Here is a 15850-nt window from a genome sequence, read left to right on the forward strand (position 1 = left end):
CGCCGAGACCCGATCCGACCGGAATGCCGGCGAAGCGCGCTCTAATCCTCCAGGGCGTCCGGATTGTCGTTGGCGGCCGGATCGGGATCGCGCCGCGCCGCGATCTCCGTACCGATCTCCATGAGCAGCAATCGGGACAGGAGCTGCATCGTCGCCGTGCCGTGCGCGGCCACGAGTTGATGGGCCAGGATCGTCGCCTCCACCATGCGGTCAAAACCGTCGTCGTCGGACATGGCGGTGCAGTAACCTGGTTGAATGCCGAGCATACAACTTAAAGGTAAGGATCCGGTTCGACCGCCCGCGCAGAAACAGGATTTCCCATGATCCCGACCGTCCAGGCCGACGCGCTCCTGGGGAGACTGGCCGAGGCCCTGGGGAGCCCGGTCGAGATCTTCTTCGCCGAATGCGCGCCGGCGACCGGGCGCACATCCGGGGACGCGTCGCCGGATTGCGACGCGCTGCCGACGCTGGAGCTGCTCCGTCTGTGGGAATCGCTGCGGGAGCCGGTGCGCCGGGAGCGGGTGCTGGCCGCCGCCCGGCAGGAGGCCCGAACCCTGCGGGCGAGCCGCGCCGAGGACGCGGCGGCCGGCTGACCGGAGCTCACCGCGCGCAGATCCGGGACGCGGCTGTCGGATCGGGCCGTCTCGATCAGGGGCCCGCGGCGGGCGGCGCGGGTACGGCCGCGAAGGTCAGGGCCGTCGCGGGCAGGGCGGGCGTGGCCGGCCTGTCCTGCTGAGCCGGCTTCTCCGGCTTCTCCAGCTTGGCCGTTCGCCTGTCGCGCTTCTCGTAGAAGGCGTTGCCGCCGGCGACGGCCACGTAGTGCATGTTCGTGTAGGGGAAGCGGTGGCCCGCGGTGTGGAAGAACATCGCCTTCCCGACCTTCGGGTGCCGCTCGCCGGCCAGGACGGCGTCGGCGGCGTCGGCGACCTTCTGCAGGTCCTTCTCCTGCATCGGCTTGGTGAGGACGCCCGGCGCGAACTGGCCCGGCTGCCCGACCACCGCGCAGATGCCGCCCGGGAAGATCGCGTTCTCGAGCCGGTTCATCACGACCGTGCCGACGGCGACCAGCCCGTCGCTGTCGCTCCTGTTCGACTCGAAGTACATGGCGCGGCCCAGACAATCGCGCTCGGCGTCGCTGACGACCATCGGCGGCTTGCGGTCGGGGATCGATCCCGTCGTGAGCACCGGCGACGCGGTGTTGCAGGCCCCCAGGCCGCCGGCCGCCGCCAGAACGATCAGTGCAGGACCGACCTTCGTCCTCTCGCTACCCCGCATGCATCCGCGCTCCGTGCTCCTCCAGCCTGACCAGCCGGGCGGTGTTCCGCTCCGGCCGGACGAAGGCCAAGCTTGACGGCACGTTCGCGGCGAGGATGTGGCGAGGCTGTCCCGTTTCGGGACCGGACCGGGAGCCTCAGTGCTGGCCCTGGCCCGCGGCCAGGACGGTCACGCCCAGGGCGATCACCCCGATGCCCACCAGCATCGTCGGGTTGAGCGCCTCGCCGTACAGCCACGCGCCGCCGAGCGCCGCGCCGATCATGCCGATCCCCGACCAGATCGCGTAGACCACGCCGATCGGCAGCATGTCCATGCTGGTCGACATCAGCCACAGGGCGGTGCCGTAACCGAGCGCCACGATCACCGTCGGCCCCGGGCGGGTGAGGCCGTCGGCGGCCTTCAGCGCCAGGGTGGCGGTCACCTCCGCGCCGATGGCGAGCCCGAGGATCAGGTACGGATTCATGGCACGGCGGACTTTCGGGCTGCGCGGGCTGGGTGAGTCGGGCGGTCGAGGCGTGTAGAACCAGGTTCGAATCGGACGCCCGCGCGGACGGGGCGGCGCTGGGCCGGCCCGGATCCGCGTCGAAACGGCCGCGGACGTCGGCGGCCGCCGGACACAAGGCCACAGATCCGTGAACATTTCCGAACCGGCGGCTCGCCGCTTCGCGGGCGACGGACCGGCCCGGCGCCGGGGCCGATTGGGGCTTTCGTTAAGGCCTGCTGATCATGGTGACCGCGCGCCGTCCCGCCCCGGGGCCGGCCGCGCGACAGCGACGATCCAGAGCGACACAGATCCAGCATGACCGCGTCCTTGGCGATCCCGGATTCCCCGGCCCGCGCGCGCCGGGGCCGCCGCTGGGGCGCGATCGCCGCGGCGGGCGGCGCCGCGATCGCGGGCTGCGCCTGGACCGCGGCCGCGCTGATCAACGTCCCCGATCCCGTCACCCTGACGGCGCTCGCGGTCATCGAGCCGTCGTCGGTGGGCACGTGGTTCCCGAGCCGGATCGTCCAGGCCCCGGCCCGGGCGAGCGACCTGCCGGCGCGGCCGCGCCCGATCCTCGACCGCGTCCCCTGGAAGGGGAAGACGGTCCCGCTGATGACGGTGCTGGAGGCGACCCACACCAACGCGTTCCTGGTGCTGCAGGACGGCGTCCTGATCCACGAGTGGCAGCGCGCGGGCACCGGACCGGAGACGCTGTTCCCCTCGTGGTCGGTGGCGAAGTCCATCGTCTCGCTGCTGGTCGGCGCCGCGGTGGCGCGGGGTCAGCTCGCCGAGACCGACCGGGTCTCCACCCTCCTGCCCGAGCTGCGGAACGGCGCGGTCTTCGGCCAGATCACCGTGCGCAACCTCCTCGACATGGCGAGCGGCATCGCCGTGCCGGAGAACTACGACCCCCGGCATCCCCTGACCGGCACCGCCGGCATGTACCTGACGCGCGATCTCACGGCCTTCGTGCGCGACAACGCCCACCTGGCGTTCAAGCCCGGCACCAAGGGCCGCTACCGCAGCATCGACACCGAGCTGCTCGGCCTGATCCTCGCCCGGGTCGAGGGCAAGCCGCTGGCCGACATCCTCTCGGAGCGGATCTGGAAGCCGATGGGCGCCCAGGCCGACGCCACCTGGAACCTCGACCGGCCCGGCGGCATCGAGAAGGCGTTCTGCTGCATCAACGCGACGGCCCGCGACTTCGCCCGCCTCGGCCTTCTGGTGGCCGACCAGGGCCGGTCGGGCGATCACCGCATCATCCCGGGCCGCTGGATCGAGCGGATCATGACGCCGGCCCGGCGCGACGTCGACGGCTGGCAGTACTCGGCCCAGTGGTGGCACGCCCCGGGCGGCGAGGACGACGACATCTCGGCGATCGGCGTCTACGGCCAGTACATCTACGTGAACCGCGCGACCGGCACGGTGATCGTGAAGCTCAGCGACCACGGCGCCGAGCAGGACGAGGTCGACACGCTGGCGGTGATGCAGGCCATCGCGGGCGACCTCGCCGCCGGCCGCCCCGCCGCCCGCAAGGACCCCTGAGCGGGCGACCGCGGTCCCGAGTCCCGATCGGGCCGGGATCGGGCCGGGATCAGGCTTCTGTCGGGCCGGCTCCCGGCACGGAGGGCTGCCGGGCGATCGGGCTCAGGGGCGCGAGGTCCCGCGCCCGCCAGTTGCGCAGGAGCCGCCAGCCGACCCGCTTCCAGGCGATCGACGGCACCGGCGAGGCCGGATCCACGAGGGCGCTCAGCGCCCGCGTGTAATCGAGCACGAGGCCCGGGGTCCAGGTCATGGACCGCGCCCCGTTGCGCAGGAAGGCCGCCGCCCAGAACTCCGGCGTGGTCAGCGCCGCCGCGAGCCGCCGCCAGGGATGCCCGCCGCGGCTGAACGCGCCCTCCACGGCGATGTCCAGCGCCCGCGCCACCGTGGTGGAGCAGTTGCGGCTGATGAAGTTGTAGGTGGTGTCGCGGCTGTACTGCGCCCAGAACGCCCGCAGCCGGGCGGCGTCGATGCCGTTCAGCGTCACCGCCACCGTCGCGGGGCACCAGTCCGCCACCTCCGCGGCGTGCGAGGGCAGGAAGCGCCCGGGCACGTCGTTCTCCGGGCCCGCGCGCAGGCTCGAGCGCAGGTTGGCGGGGGAGCGGTCGATCTCCACCGCGGGGTAGTGGCTGACGTAGAGGTCGTCGCCCTGCTGCAGGGCCGCGTGGCCGGTGGAGAAGCGCCCGGCCTTGTCGACGGAGGCGACGTAGCGCCGGATCAGCCGCTGGCCGGCGGGGGTGGTCGCCTGCCCGGTGGGCGTCCAGACATAGACCGTCAGGCTGCCGGGCTCGTCGCCGCCGACCGACACGACCGACACGGCCGGCTCGGCGGTGCCCAAGCGCCGGGTGCGCAGCCCGACCAGCGCGAGGTTGGCGCCGTTCAGGATCAGGAACATGCCGATGCAGTAGCCGACCGTGCCGGCGTACCAGGTCGGCCAGGGCTGGAGATGGAACAGGCCGAAGGCGATGCTGAGGCCGCCGAGGGCGACCGACATCCGCCAGCCAGCGAATTTCAGCAGGCCGGCGATCGTGATCCGGACGAGGCCGTCGACCACGAAGGCGACGCCGAAGATCATGGCGAGCAGGAAGGTGCTGTGCTTCGTGGCCATCATGATCAGCACGGCCATGACCGACAGCAGCGCGCCCTTGGCGAGGCGCAGGCGGCGCGCGGCGCCGATCGCGGACGCGCCGACGAGGAGGGAACTCACGCCCTCGGCCAGGAGGATCAGGCCGAACCACCGGTCCGGGACGTGGAGCGCACCGTCGAGGGAATCGATCACCACCAGGAGGCCGAGCGACGACCACAGCAGGCCGGTGGCGGCGATGAGGTGCCAGTGACGGCGGACCGCGGCCCGGCCGACGAGCAGCATCCAGAGGGGCGGCATCCGGCCGCCGACCGCGTCCGCGGCGCCCGGTCCGGGCGCTTCGAGCGCGGAGAGCGCGCGCGGGATAGTGGTCGCACAGGGTCCGGACATAGGGGTCGCCCTCGATAGCGCGCGTCGACGGGCCTCTCGCACGGATGCCGCCGTGCCGTCACGGCCGGAACGAGGCTCCCGACGCGCGAGCGTTTCGCGACGCGCCCGGCGCGCACGATCCACGCCTTGCCTGAGAACTTTGTTAATCGCGGCCCGGTCGCGGCGCCAGCGCCCGCGGAGAGGCCGTGGAGAAGCGCCACGGCCCCCGGGATCCCGTCGCGCGCCGCCCGACCGATGGTCAGCAGGGACGCGGGCCGCGGTCCGATCGACCCGTAACCGGGCGGCATCCGCGATCCGTCCCTGTCTCCGCCGCTGATTCGCGCCCCTGCAGCCCGTCATCGCGCGGCCGTTCGCAGTCATCGCGGACAGCCTCACGGACCGGAGGCCGAAACTGCGCACTGTTTGCGAGACGCCGCCGGCCTGGCAACCTCATGTTGCTTCGCAAGAACAGAAAATGTTCAAAGAACATCCTAAGATAAAGTATAGACAAAATAGACAGTTTTTGTATAGTTACGCGCCAATCTTGGCATACTCGAAGCAATTCGGCGCATGGTTTGGCGGTAAAAGCTGATCCTAGCCTCAGTTTTATCGATGCGCCGGTTTTCATGCCTCGAATTTCGGTACTGGGGGATTCATGAACACCATCGATCTGAACGAAAAGACCTCGGACCTGAACACAGACCTGATCAAGTGCACGGCATCACTGGTCGCGGCCTACGTGTCTCGGAATGCGGTGGGCGTGGGCGACCTGCCGGTTCTGATCGACCAGGTGCACACGGCCATATCGGTGCTGCAGGGCGGCGGCTCGGGATCCGGTCCCGGCTGGACCGGCCCGACGGCGGCGCAGATCGAGGCTTCGATCCAGCAGGACGGCCTGATCAGCTTCATCGACGGCCGGTCCTACAAGACCCTGAAGCGTCACCTCACGGCGCACGGCCTCACGCCGGAGCGTTACCGGGCGAAGTACGGCCTGCCGGCCGACTACCCGATGGTGGCCCCGGGCTACGCCGCCAAGCGCTCGGAGATCGCCAAGGCGATCCAGCTCGGACACAAGGCGGCCTGAGGCGGCCAGGCCCGCACCGCCCTGGATCGGCGGCCCCGTCCGGGCCGCCGCGGGACACGGGCGCGGGGATGCCTGACGGCGGATCGCCCGATCCGCCCGTCCCGGTCTCCGCGCTGGGGTCGGGGGCCCCCCGGGGGGCCAGCGCGGAGACCGACCCCGATGACCCGGTGGGGCGGGGCAGGGCGGATCCCGCGAGCGCCCGTCGGCCGCGCGGGCCGCTCAGACCCGGGCGACCGCCAGGGTCCCGTCATCGATGGGGACGAACCGGACGCCCGCCCGGCGCAGCGCCTCGACCGCGTGCAGGCGGGACCGGCTTCCCCGATGCTCGCTGTCCTCTTCCAGACGCCGCACGGTGGAATGCGACAGGCCGCTCGCCTGAGCGAGCTCCATCATCGACCAGTCGAGGAGCGCCCGCGCGGCCCGCAGGTGGTGGCCGCTCACGGAATGCTCCAGCCCCTCGTGCAGGCCGCCGGGGGGCGGGGCGTGGTTGCGGACCGGGTATTTGAGCCCGCAGCGCCCCAGATAGGTCCCGTCCGGATCCCAGACGGGCATCGTGAGGATCCGGAAGTGCCAGAGCTCGCCGTTGGCGAGGCGCTCGTGGGCGCCCCCCTGGAAGAACGCCCGCCGCTCGATCTGCTCCAGGGCCGCTGCCCGGAAGCCCGCGCGCTCCTCGGGAACGATCAGGATATACGGCTCGGCGCAGATCTCCTCTAGCGGGAGCCCGTGGACCTGGGCGACGGCGAACGGGATGTCCCGGACGCGGTCGAGCCCCATCGAGAAGGTCGTGATGTGCTCCGTGAGGTAGAGCGCGCTCTGCCGGCGGCGCTCTTCCTGCCGCAGGCGCGCCAGCTGCTCGCGGTCGCTCACGTCGAGCGCCGTGCCGCTGAGGGCGACGGGCCGCCCCTCCGCCGAGACGCGCACCTCCATCGTCAGCGAGAGCGTGCGCACCGTGCCGTTCGTCCGGATCACCCGGACGATGACCTCGCGGGGCACGTGCCCCTGCCGGATGTCCGCCAGCGCCGGCATGAGAGGCCGGTCCTCGGGATGGATCAGGCTCAGCAACAGGTCGTAGCGCGCCTTCGCGGCGTTCGGAACGAGCCCGAGCAGCCGGTAGAACCCGGGCGACCAGACCTGCTCCTCGCCCGCGAAGATCCAGCTCCAGGCCCCACTCACGCCCCGACTTTCCGTGAGAGTCAGGAACTCTCCCGACGAGAAAGTCAGAGCGCTTAAAGCAGTATGGAACATCTCAGCACCGTTCGAACCGTATCACCGTTCCCGCCGTTCGGCCACGAGAATTTTTCCGGCACAACACTTCACCATTCATCCGGAATTTCTTCAGATCCGGCACGTATCTCCATTGAGATGGCGCCCGCGATCGACAAACATCTTGCATCGACATTCCAGCCCGAGGCGGTTTGTTCCCGATCGAACGGATTCGTTCCTGCCGCGCTGTGAACGGAGGTTTCCGGGATCCTCGACCGCATCCCGCCCCTCCGTGCGTTCGGCACACACCGTCACGACAGCAACGCGACCGGATCTCGCTCGACAATGACCCATGTCGCGAAGGAGCTTATCTGACCTTCGGTGTTTAAGAATGGTGATTTTCCGCTCCGGCATTGAATCGAACTTCAGAAAAGCGCGACGTCGAGGTTATATGACGAGTCATGCACGCATGTTACAGATTTTATTGTGAATTATATTGATTGTATATGATTCATAATCGGTCATGGTGCGAATATTACAATACGTTTGCCAAATTATCGATATGCAAATCTCACGAAATCGAGCGACTGGCGCGCTGATCCTTGGATCGTCGAGGCTCCTCAGACGGGCGCGCGACGGGGCCACGCGAGCGCGGCCGGCGCGGCGAGGTCGGGACCGGGACCGGTGGCGATTGACAGGCCGGGCCGTACAATGCGGGGACACGGGGTCGCGCACCGGGAGGAACCGCATGAGGGTCGCCTGCATCGGCGAGTGCATGGTCGAACTGTCCGAACGCCCGGACGGGAATCTGGTCCGGGGCTTCGGCGGCGACACGCTGAACACCGCGCTCTACCTCGCGCGCCTCGGCGTCGCGGTGGACTACGTGACCGCGCTGGGCGACGACATCTGGAGCGACGAGATGGCGGCGGCCTGGGGCCGCGAGGGCATCGGCCTCGACCGGGTCCGGCGCCTGCAGGGCCGGATGCCGGGCCTCTACATCATCCGCACGGATGCCGACGGCGAGCGCAGCTTCCACTACTGGCGCGACCGGGCCGCGGCCCGGGACCTCTTCACCGAGCCGGGCGCCGCCGAGACGGAGGCGGAGCTGGAGCGCTACGACCTCGTCTACCTGTCCGGCATCAGCCTCTCGCTCTACGGCGAGACCGGGCGCGCCGCCCTGTTCGAGACGCTGTCGCGCCTGCGGGAGCGGGGCGGGCAGGTCGCCTTCGACACCAATTACCGTCCCCGCGGCTGGCCCGACCGGGACGAGGCCTGGGCGGCCTTCCGCGCGGCCCTGGACCTGGCCGACGTGATCTTCGCCTCGGCCGAGGATCTGGACTGGCTGTTCGGCGCTGCGGGCGAGGACGAGGTGCTGCGCCACCGCGGCCGGGCCGAGATCGTGCTCAAGACCTCGGACGGATCCGGCCCCGTCGCCCGGGTGCTGCACGGCCGGGCCGACACCGCGGTGCCGGCCGGGCGGGCCGCGCGGGTCGTCGACACGACGGCGGCGGGCGACAGTTTCGCGGCGGGCTACCTCGCGGCGCGCATCGCCGGGCTGGCACCGGAAGCCGCCGCCGCCGAGGCGCACCGCCTGGCCGGGGCGGTGATCGGGCATCGCGGCGCCGTGATTCCCCGGGACGCGATGCCGGTCCCCGCCGCCCGACCGCCGGGTGCGGACGCCTGAGGGAGTCGGGGCCGCCCTTGAGGCGGACAAGCGCAACAGCTACCTCTCTGCCAGCGGGGGACGGCCCCGCAGCGTCATCGCCGCGCGTGGTGCGGCCGAGAGGGCACCCGTGGCGCCGATTCCCCCGCCGATCCAGGTTCCCGAGCCCGACGCCGCGGCGGGCGGCGGCACCCCGAAGACGCGGGTCAGCGCGCGCGGCCGGCTGCGCACCTATTTCCTCACCGGCATCATCGTCGCCGGCCCGCTCGCCATCACGGCCTACATCACGTGGTGGTTCATCGCGCTGATCGATTCGTTCGTGAAGCCGCTGGTCCCGGCGAGCTACCTGCCGGACCACTACCTGCCGTTCTCGATCCCGGGCCTCGGCCTCGTGATCGCGTTCCTGGCGGTGACCCTGCTGGGCTTCCTCACGGCGAACCTCGTCGGACGCTCGGTGATCGAGTTCGGCGAGGTCCTGCTGGCGCGGACCCCCGTGATCTCCGGCCTCTACAAGGGCCTGCGGCAGATCTTCGAGACGCTGTTCTCGGCCAACGGCACCTCGTTCCGCACGGTGGGGCTCGTGGAGTTCCCCGTGAAGGGCACGTGGTCGGTGGTGTTCCTGTCCGCCCCGGCGGCCCACGAGGTCGAGGGGGCGCTGCGGGCCCGGGGGGCGCCGGCGGACGACCTCGTCGGCGTCTTCCTGCCCTGCGCGCCGAACCCGACCACGGGCTTCTTCTTCTACCTGCCGCGCGCGGAGGTGGTGGAGCTCGCCATCAGCGTCGACGACGCCGCCAAGCTGGTGATGTCGGCCGGGGTGATCCAGCCGGAGGACCCGCAGGGCCGCCTCAACGCCATGGCGGCCACCTTGCGGACGGCCCAGCAGGCCGGCGGACCGCTGCCCCGCCGGGAGCCGCAGGACGCGTGATGCGGCGCCCGGTCGCCGGCTTCGTCGCCGGCTTCGTCGCCGTCTCGGCGGCCTGAGCCACCCCGTCTCGCGCCACGGTGCAGGACGTCCCGCTGCCCTGGGTCGCTGCGCTGCGCTCGCGATGACGGCAGCGTCGACCGGAACCGTCGAAGCGGGGACGACCTCCGGGTCCGCTCAAGGGGCCGTCCCCGAGGCGCCGGCGCGCGATCCAGGCCTCCTGCGCGCCGAGCTCACCGCTCCTCGGCTTGCGGGAGACCGTGGGATTGGCGGCCATCGTCCACGAGAAAGGCCGCCCCGCGCGCGCGGGACGGCCCTGAAATGATCAGACTGCTATCGGCTCAGCGCTGCAGCGAGGCGGTCTGCGGCGCGATGGTCGGCGGCGTCGCCTGCGCGACCGTCACGGCGCTGCGGGGCGCCGTCGGGCCCCAGCCGGAGGCGCATTGCAGGGTGAGGGCGAGGCCCAGCGCGATGCAGAGCCCGTTGGCGGCCAGCCAGAAGGGCCGGGACGCCCGACGCACGGCGGCCTGCAGCTCGTCCGCGGTCTTGCCCGCCGCCTCGGCGGCGCGATCCGAGATCGGCAGGAGCCAGGGCTCGGTCGGCAGGGCGTGGGCACCGGCCATCTCGTGGGAGCCCGGCAGGCCTTGGAACAGTCCGTTCGACATGTCCGTCCTCCAGATTCGTCCGTGATGTCCCGGCTTACCGGGCCATTCGTTCATCTCCAGTTAAGGGAAGAATATGGCTGATGCAAGGTCACGAGGCCTGTCCGGAGCCTCCCGGACCGCCCGTACGGCGCCGCCAAGCTTCCGCGCGATCCCGTCAAAGCTCTGAAAAGAAACACTTTTTCAGAGAGCCTGTGACATCGGCGCATCGGAGTACCGATCCGGTCGCGCGGCGGCGATTCCGGATCCGGCCGTTCAGGAAGGCCGGACTTTCCTGAACGAATCCGTTCAGGAAACCGTTCATCCGGCCCCGATCAGCCGGATCGCGGCCTCCCGCTCGAACAGGTAGAGCAGCACCCGCAGCGCCTGTCCCCGCGGACTCTTGAGGCCGGGATCGCGCTCCACGATCATCCGCGCGTCGTCGCGGGCGGCCTCCAGCAGGGCGGCGTCGCTCTCCAGCCGCGCCAGCCGGAACGCGGCCATGCCGGATTGCCGGGTTCCGAGCACCTCGCCCTCGCCGCGCAGCTTCAGATCGGCCTCGGCGATGCGGAAGCCGTCCTCGCTCGCGCGCATCATCTCCAGCCGGGCCCGGGACACCTGCCCGAGGGGCCCCCGGTAGAGCAGCAGGCACGAGGAGGCCTTCGAGCCGCGCCCGACCCGGCCGCGGAGCTGGTGCAGCTGCGCCAGCCCGAAGCGCTCCGCGTGCTCGATCACCATGATGGTGGCCTCGGGCACGTCGACCCCGACCTCCACCACCGTGGTCGAGACCAGGAGCTTGGTCTCCCCGGCGGCGAACCGCGCCATGGCGGCGTCCTTCTCGGGGCCGGGCATCTTGCCGTGGATCAGCCCGACCGCGTCGCCGAAGTGCTTCCGCAGATCGTCGAAGCGCTCGGCCGCGGCGGCGAGGTCGACGAACTCCGATTCCTCCACCAGGGGGCAGATCCAGTAGACCCGCTCGCCCCCGGCGATCGCGCGCGCCAGCCCGGCCACGACCTCGTCGATCCGCTCGGTCGGCAGGGTGATCGTCCGGATCGGCTGGCGGCCGGCGGGCTTCTCGTCGAGGATCGAGACGTCCATGTCGCCGAAGAAGGTCAGCGCCAGGGTGCGGGGGATCGGCGTCGCGGTCATGACCAGGAAGTCCACCGCCTCGCCCTTGGCGCCGAGCGCGAGGCGCTGGTGGACGCCGAACCGGTGCTGCTCGTCCACCACCGCGAGGCCGAGGTCGCGGAACGTCACCGCCTCCTGGAACAGGGCGTGGGTGCCGACGAGGATATCGATCTCGCCCGCGGCGAGGTCGGCGAGCGTGCTTTTCCGCTCCGCGGCCCGGTCGCGGCCGGTCATCAGGCGCAGGCGCAGGGGACCGGCCAGCGGTCTCAGCCGCTCGAAATGCTGCCGCGCCAGGATCTCGGTGGGCGCCATCAGGGCGGCCTGACGCCCGGCCTCGACCGCCGAGGCCATGGCGAGCAGGGCCACCGCGGTCTTGCCCGAGCCGACATCGCCCTGGAGCAGGCGCAGCATCCGCCGGGGCGCCGCGAGGTCGGCGCGGATCTCCGCCACCGCCCGGCTTTGCGCGCCGGTCAGCGCGAAGGGGAGGGCGGCCTCGAGGCGCCCGCTCAGGGCGCCGTCGCCGGCATTGACCCGGCCGGCCTTGCGCCGCTGGCGGGCGCGCAAGAGGGCGAGCGCCAGCTGCGAGGCGAGGAGCTCGTCGTAGGCGAGCCGCTTCCGGGACGGCGTCGCGGGCGGCGGCTGGAGCGGGTCCTCGGCCTTCGGGGGCGCCTCCTCGGGGCGGTGCTCGAGGCGGAGCGCGTCCGCGAAGGCGGGCAGGCGGTTCCGCTCCAGCCAGGCCGGGTCCTGCCATTCCGGCAGGACCGGCAGCCGGTCGAGGGCCGCGACCGCGAGCTTGTTGATCGCCCGGGAGGTCAGCCCCTCGGTGGCGCCGTAGACCGGCTCGACGGCGGGGAGTTCCGCGAGGCCCGCCTCGTCCACGATCCGCGACGGGTGGACCATCTGGCGGGTGCCGTCCCAGAGGTCGATCCGGCCGGTGATGTAGCGGTGCGACCCGAGCGGCAGCATCTTCTCCACCCGGGCGCGGGGCATGCCGAAGAAGACCAGGGAGATGTCGCCGGAGGCATCCTCCACCAGCACCCGGTGCGGGCGCCGGCCGGGCCCGGCCTGGGCCGGGCGGTGCGCCACCACGGTGACGCCGATCGTCACCGGCTCGCCGGTGGGGGCCTCGCTGATCGAGCCCATGAGCTTCCGCGCCACGCCGCCCTGGGGCAGGTGGAACAGCAGGTCCACGACCCGGGCCTCGCGCTCGGGGGTGCCGAGCAGCTTCTCGATGAGCGGTGCCATCTTCGGCCCGATCCCCGGCAGGGCGCGGGCCGGCGCGAAGAGCGGGTCGAGGATGCTCGGCCGCAGGGGCGGGGCGACGGCAGGCGCGGGGGCGGCCTCCGCCGCCGGCGCCTCGGCCGCGTCGGAATCCTTCAAGGCCGGGTCCTGAGTCGCGCGTGCATCTGTCATGGCGGTTCGGCGGACATGGTGCCGGAGGCGCCTTATCATCCGGTGCATCCCGGCGCGCCAGTGCAGCAGGATGCAGACCGACCCCGGAGACCGAATCCATGGCCCGCGACTTCCTGCCGGGTTTCGACCGGCACCGGATCGAGACCGCGCCCGGCGTGACGATCAACGCCCGCTCGGCCGGGTCCGGGCCGCCGGTGCTGCTCCTGCACGGCCACCCGCAGACCCTGTCGACGTGGCTCCACGTCGCGCCGCGCCTCGCCGAGCGGCACGCCGTGGTGGCGATGGACCTGCGCGGCTACGGCGATTCGGCCAAGCCTCCGGGCGGCGAGCGCCACGTCGCCTATTCCAAGCGCGCCATGGCGGCCGACGCGGTGGCGGTGATGCGCGCGCTCGGCCACGAAAGGTTCGCGGTGGTCGGCCACGATCGGGGCGGGCGCGTCGCCCACCGCCTCGCCCTGGATCATGCGCAGGCCGTGGAGCGGATCGCCGTGTTCGACATCGCGCCGACCGCGACCATGTACGCGCGCACCGACAAGGATTTCGCCACACGCTATTTCTGGTGGTTCTTCTTCATCCAGCCCTATCCCCTCCCGGAGACGCTGATCGGGGCCGACCCGGAATACTTCCTGCGCCACCACGTCGAGGGCCAGTCGAAGACCCCCGGCTCGACCCCGCCGGAGCTCTTCGCCGAGTACCTGCGCTGCTATTCCGACCCGGCCTGCCGCCACGCGATCTGCGAGGATTACCGGGCGGCCGCCGGGATCGACCTGGAGCACGACGCGGCCGATGCCGAGGCCCGGATCACCGCGCCGCTGCTGGCGCTCTGGGGCGCGAAGGGCGTGGTCGGCCGGACCTACGACGTGCTGGAGACGTGGCGCGAGAAGGCGACCGACGTCTCGGGCCGGGCGCTGGATTGCGGCCACACCCTCCAGGAGGAGCGGCCGGACGCGGTTCTCTCGGAGCTCGCGGCGTTCCTGGGTTGACGGGCTGCGGCGCCGTGGCCCCGCGTCGCCGGTCTTGGCAGATCCGCTGAAAAGCGCAGATACGAGACGTGCCGGGCTCGCGAACAGCGTCCCCGGTTGATGACTTCGACACCGCCGTCATCGCGAGCGGAGCGAAGCGACCCAGGGTGGCACCACGCTTCCTGACGTCCCGCTGCCCCGGGTCGCTTCGCTCCGCTCCCGATGACGGGGCCGCGCATCAACCGGAACCTTGGGAAGCCCGACGCCACACTGTCCCGAGTGGGACGCGTCGATCGTGCAGGACACCATGCCGGAGGACACCAACACCGTCTTCGAGGTCGCCGTGGTCGGGGCCGGGGCCGCGGGGCTCGCCGCCGCGCTGGCGGTCGCCCGCGAAGGGATCCCCACGGCGCTGGTCGGGCGCCACGCCCCGGTGGCGGACGGACGGACCGTCGCGCTCCTCGACGGGTCGGTGCGCTTCCTGGACGCGCTCGGCGCCTGGGAGGCGGTGGCGCCGCACGCGAGCCCGCTCTGCACGCTGCAGATCGTCGACGACACCGGCAGCCTGTTCCGGCCGCCGCCGGCGCGGTTCCGCGCCGCCGAGATCGGCCTCGACGCCTTCGGGTGGAACGTCGAGAGCGCCCGCTTGGTCGAGAGCCTGCGCGCCCGCGCCCGGGCGCAGGATAACCTCACCCTGGTCGAGGCGGACGCCGCCGGCGCCGTGCCCGGCGAGGCGGCGGCCCGCGTCGCGCTGGCGGACGGGCGTGCCGTCGAGGCCCGGCTCGTGGTGGGAGCCGACGGGGCCCGCTCGCCGCTGCGGGCCGCCAGCGGCGTCCGCGTGCGCGACTGGACCTACCCGCAGAGCGCCATCACCACGATCCTGGCCCACGCGCGCCCGCACCGCGACGTCTCCACCGAGTTCCACACCCGGTCGGGGCCCTTCACCCTGGTGCCGCTGCCCGGCGGCCACCGGTCCAGCCTCGTCTGGGTGACCGGGGAGGGGGCGGCCCGGCGGCTCGCCGCCCTCGACGACGCGGCGCTGGGGCAGGCGGTGGAGCGGCAGGCCCGGGCGATGCTCGGCGCCATGCGGGTCGACGGCCCCCGCGGCCTCGTGCCGATGCGCGGCCTCGCGGTGGCGACCCCCGTGGCCCCGCGGCTGGCGCTGATCGGGGAGGCGGCCCACGTCTTCCCGCCGATCGGCGCGCAGGGGCTCAATCTCGGCCTGCGCGACGCCGCGACCCTGCGCGACGCGGTGCTGGCCGCCGTCCGCGACCGCCGCGATCCCGGCTCCCGCGCCGTGCTCGACGGCTACGCGCGGGCGCGCCGCGTCGACACGGCCGCGCGCACCGCCGCGGTCGATCTCCTCAACCGCAGCCTGCTCACCGACCTGCTGCCGGTCGACGCGCTGCGCGGTCTCGGCCTGCTGGCGATGACGCAGCTCGGACCGCTGCGGCGCCTGGTGATGCGGGAGGGCGTGCTGCCCCGGATCGGCGCGCCGGAGCTGATGCGCGCGGCGCGCTAGGACCGTTCCCGATCGTCTCGCGCCAGCGGCGCCCCCTTTCCCGCGCGGGAGAGGGGACCCGCGCCTCGTGCGGCACCGGCAGTGACAGGGAGCGGTCGGACGGCGTTTCCCGGAGGCGGCCTCAGTCCCGGCGCGAGCGCCCGGACGCCGCGACCTCGGCGCGCGCCTCAGAGATCCGGCTGGGCGGCGACGTAGGCGCCGAGCCGGGTCGCGAGATCGACCGGGCCGCCGCCCCGGGCCTCGCCCGAATCACCGATGAGGATCACCGGGATGCCGCGCTCGCGCAGCTGGCCGCGGAGGCGGGCCGCGCGGCGGGCGTAGGCGGGATTCCGGCGGGTGGGCGCCTGGAGCAGCACGGCCGCCGGACGGGCGATCACGGTCAGGACGTCGTCGGCCGCCTCCATCGAGGCGGTCACGCTCGCGTATCCGAGGCTGGCCAGCTCGCCCGAGAGGGACCGGTCCACGGCGCGGACGCCGTCGTCGACCACGAGCACTTGTTGCAGCGCACCCATAAGCTTGAGCGGTACTCCATCCCGGACGGCTTGGAAAGATAGCCGT

The 15850-nt window shown here is 72.2% G+C and carries 16 protein-coding genes; 8 read left to right on the top strand and 8 right to left on the bottom strand.

What is annotated here, in order from left to right; genetic code table 11:
* Positions 1-41: 41 nt before the first annotated feature.
* Positions 42-233 (bottom strand): hypothetical protein, encoded by a 192-nt coding sequence (locus BMY19_RS14265; RefSeq protein WP_091677546.1) that lies wholly within the window; start codon positions 231-233, stop codon positions 42-44.
* A gap of 87 nt (positions 234-320) precedes the next feature.
* On the opposite strand from BMY19_RS14265, the gene BMY19_RS14270 reads away from it, so the two are divergent.
* Positions 321-593: a hypothetical protein gene (locus BMY19_RS14270; RefSeq protein ID WP_020093263.1), complete on the top strand. Its 273-nt coding sequence runs from the start codon at positions 321-323 to the stop codon at positions 591-593.
* A 55-nt stretch (positions 594-648) separates the two neighbouring features.
* Here the strand turns inward: BMY19_RS14270 and BMY19_RS14275 are convergent, their stop codons facing one another.
* Both BMY19_RS14275 and BMY19_RS14280 read right to left on the bottom strand, forming a co-directional pair.
* Positions 649-1275 (bottom strand): cell wall hydrolase, encoded by a 627-nt coding sequence (locus tag BMY19_RS14275; protein ID WP_056523258.1) that lies wholly within the window; start codon positions 1273-1275, stop codon positions 649-651.
* Positions 1276-1411: 136 nt separating this feature from the next.
* On the bottom strand, positions 1412-1738 hold the full coding sequence (locus BMY19_RS14280) for a DMT family transporter (protein ID WP_020093265.1): 327 nt from the start codon (positions 1736-1738) through the stop codon (positions 1412-1414).
* Between the two features lie 336 nt (positions 1739-2074).
* Between BMY19_RS14280 and BMY19_RS14285 the strand changes: the two genes are divergently transcribed.
* Positions 2075-3304, top strand: coding sequence for a serine hydrolase domain-containing protein (locus tag BMY19_RS14285; protein WP_020093266.1), 1230 nt, complete (start codon positions 2075-2077; stop codon positions 3302-3304).
* Between the two features lie 49 nt (positions 3305-3353).
* Here the strand turns inward: BMY19_RS14285 and BMY19_RS14290 are convergent, their stop codons facing one another.
* A complete protein-coding gene (locus BMY19_RS14290) occupies positions 3354-4775 on the bottom strand; it encodes a DUF4105 domain-containing protein (RefSeq protein WP_020093267.1) in 1422 nt (473 codons plus the stop codon).
* A 634-nt stretch (positions 4776-5409) separates the two neighbouring features.
* Between BMY19_RS14290 and BMY19_RS14295 the strand changes: the two genes are divergently transcribed.
* Positions 5410-5838, top strand: a complete 429-nt coding sequence (locus tag BMY19_RS14295; RefSeq protein WP_020093268.1) for a Ros/MucR family transcriptional regulator — start codon at positions 5410-5412, stop codon at positions 5836-5838.
* A gap of 219 nt (positions 5839-6057) precedes the next feature.
* Here BMY19_RS14295 and BMY19_RS14300 read toward each other — a convergent pair whose 3' ends face one another.
* Entirely contained in the window at positions 6058-7011 is a 954-nt protein-coding gene (locus BMY19_RS14300) for a PAS domain-containing protein (RefSeq protein WP_244491817.1), read from the bottom strand.
* Between the two features lie 63 nt (positions 7012-7074).
* Between BMY19_RS14300 and BMY19_RS30480 the strand changes: the two genes are divergently transcribed.
* The 3 genes from BMY19_RS30480 to BMY19_RS14310 all read left to right on the top strand — a co-directional run bounded on the left by BMY19_RS30480 (position 7075) and on the right by BMY19_RS14310 (position 9629).
* Positions 7075-7293 (top strand): hypothetical protein, encoded by a 219-nt coding sequence (locus tag BMY19_RS30480; protein WP_139215641.1) that lies wholly within the window; start codon positions 7075-7077, stop codon positions 7291-7293.
* Between the two features lie 496 nt (positions 7294-7789).
* Positions 7790-8725, top strand: a complete 936-nt coding sequence (locus BMY19_RS14305; RefSeq protein WP_042672778.1) for a sugar kinase — start codon at positions 7790-7792, stop codon at positions 8723-8725.
* A 109-nt stretch (positions 8726-8834) separates the two neighbouring features.
* Positions 8835-9629: a DUF502 domain-containing protein gene (locus tag BMY19_RS14310; protein ID WP_042672775.1), complete on the top strand. Its 795-nt coding sequence runs from the start codon at positions 8835-8837 to the stop codon at positions 9627-9629.
* Positions 9630-9967: 338 nt separating this feature from the next.
* Here BMY19_RS14310 and BMY19_RS14315 read toward each other — a convergent pair whose 3' ends face one another.
* On the bottom strand, positions 9968-10291 hold the full coding sequence (locus BMY19_RS14315) for a hypothetical protein (RefSeq protein ID WP_012318646.1): 324 nt from the start codon (positions 10289-10291) through the stop codon (positions 9968-9970).
* Positions 10292-10588: 297 nt separating this feature from the next.
* The gene (gene recG / locus BMY19_RS14320) at positions 10589-12808 is read right to left on the bottom strand and encodes an ATP-dependent DNA helicase RecG (protein ID WP_244534920.1); all 2220 of its coding nucleotides are present in this window, start codon (positions 12806-12808) and stop codon (positions 10589-10591) included.
* Between the two features lie 98 nt (positions 12809-12906).
* Here recG and BMY19_RS14325 point away from each other — a divergent pair, with 98 nt between their 5' ends.
* On the top strand, positions 12907-13791 hold the full coding sequence (locus BMY19_RS14325; RefSeq protein ID WP_091677531.1) for an alpha/beta fold hydrolase: 885 nt from the start codon (positions 12907-12909) through the stop codon (positions 13789-13791).
* 286 nt (positions 13792-14077) lie between these two features.
* The gene (locus BMY19_RS14330) at positions 14078-15292 is read left to right on the top strand and encodes a UbiH/UbiF family hydroxylase (RefSeq protein WP_020093274.1); all 1215 of its coding nucleotides are present in this window, start codon (positions 14078-14080) and stop codon (positions 15290-15292) included.
* A 167-nt stretch (positions 15293-15459) separates the two neighbouring features.
* On the opposite strand, the gene BMY19_RS14335 is transcribed toward BMY19_RS14330, so the two are convergent.
* Positions 15460-15804, bottom strand: coding sequence for a hypothetical protein (locus tag BMY19_RS14335; RefSeq protein WP_020093275.1), 345 nt, complete (start codon positions 15802-15804; stop codon positions 15460-15462).
* Positions 15805-15850 lie beyond the last annotated feature (46 nt).

The organism is Methylobacterium sp. UNC300MFChir4.1, from assembly GCF_900110155.1.
Classification (GTDB): Bacteria; Pseudomonadota; Alphaproteobacteria; order Rhizobiales; family Beijerinckiaceae; genus Methylobacterium.

Excerpts from the sequence above, each read along its gene's own strand:
- BMY19_RS14305 (WP_042672778.1), top strand. The coding sequence starts at position 7,790 with ATGAGGGTCGCCTGCATCGGCGAGTGCATGGTCGAACTGTCCGAACGC.
- BMY19_RS14290 (WP_020093267.1), bottom strand. The coding sequence starts at position 4,775 with ATGTCCGGACCCTGTGCGACCACTATCCCGCGCGCGCTCTCCGCGCTC.
- BMY19_RS14330 (WP_020093274.1), top strand. The coding sequence starts at position 14,078 with ATGCCGGAGGACACCAACACCGTCTTCGAGGTCGCCGTGGTCGGGGCC.
- BMY19_RS14335 (WP_020093275.1), bottom strand. The coding sequence starts at position 15,804 with ATGGGTGCGCTGCAACAAGTGCTCGTGGTCGACGACGGCGTCCGCGCC.
- BMY19_RS14315 (WP_012318646.1), bottom strand. The coding sequence starts at position 10,291 with ATGTCGAACGGACTGTTCCAAGGCCTGCCGGGCTCCCACGAGATGGCC.
- BMY19_RS14270 (WP_020093263.1), top strand. The coding sequence starts at position 321 with ATGATCCCGACCGTCCAGGCCGACGCGCTCCTGGGGAGACTGGCCGAG.
- recG (WP_244534920.1), bottom strand. The coding sequence starts at position 12,808 with ATGACAGATGCACGCGCGACTCAGGACCCGGCCTTGAAGGATTCCGAC.
- BMY19_RS14280 (WP_020093265.1), bottom strand. The coding sequence starts at position 1,738 with ATGAATCCGTACCTGATCCTCGGGCTCGCCATCGGCGCGGAGGTGACC.
- BMY19_RS14265 (WP_091677546.1), bottom strand. The coding sequence starts at position 233 with ATGTCCGACGACGACGGTTTTGACCGCATGGTGGAGGCGACGATCCTG.
- BMY19_RS14295 (WP_020093268.1), top strand. The coding sequence starts at position 5,410 with ATGAACACCATCGATCTGAACGAAAAGACCTCGGACCTGAACACAGAC.
- BMY19_RS30480 (WP_139215641.1), top strand. The coding sequence starts at position 7,075 with ATGGAACATCTCAGCACCGTTCGAACCGTATCACCGTTCCCGCCGTTC.
- BMY19_RS14285 (WP_020093266.1), top strand. The coding sequence starts at position 2,075 with ATGACCGCGTCCTTGGCGATCCCGGATTCCCCGGCCCGCGCGCGCCGG.
- BMY19_RS14275 (WP_056523258.1), bottom strand. The coding sequence starts at position 1,275 with ATGCGGGGTAGCGAGAGGACGAAGGTCGGTCCTGCACTGATCGTTCTG.
- BMY19_RS14325 (WP_091677531.1), top strand. The coding sequence starts at position 12,907 with ATGGCCCGCGACTTCCTGCCGGGTTTCGACCGGCACCGGATCGAGACC.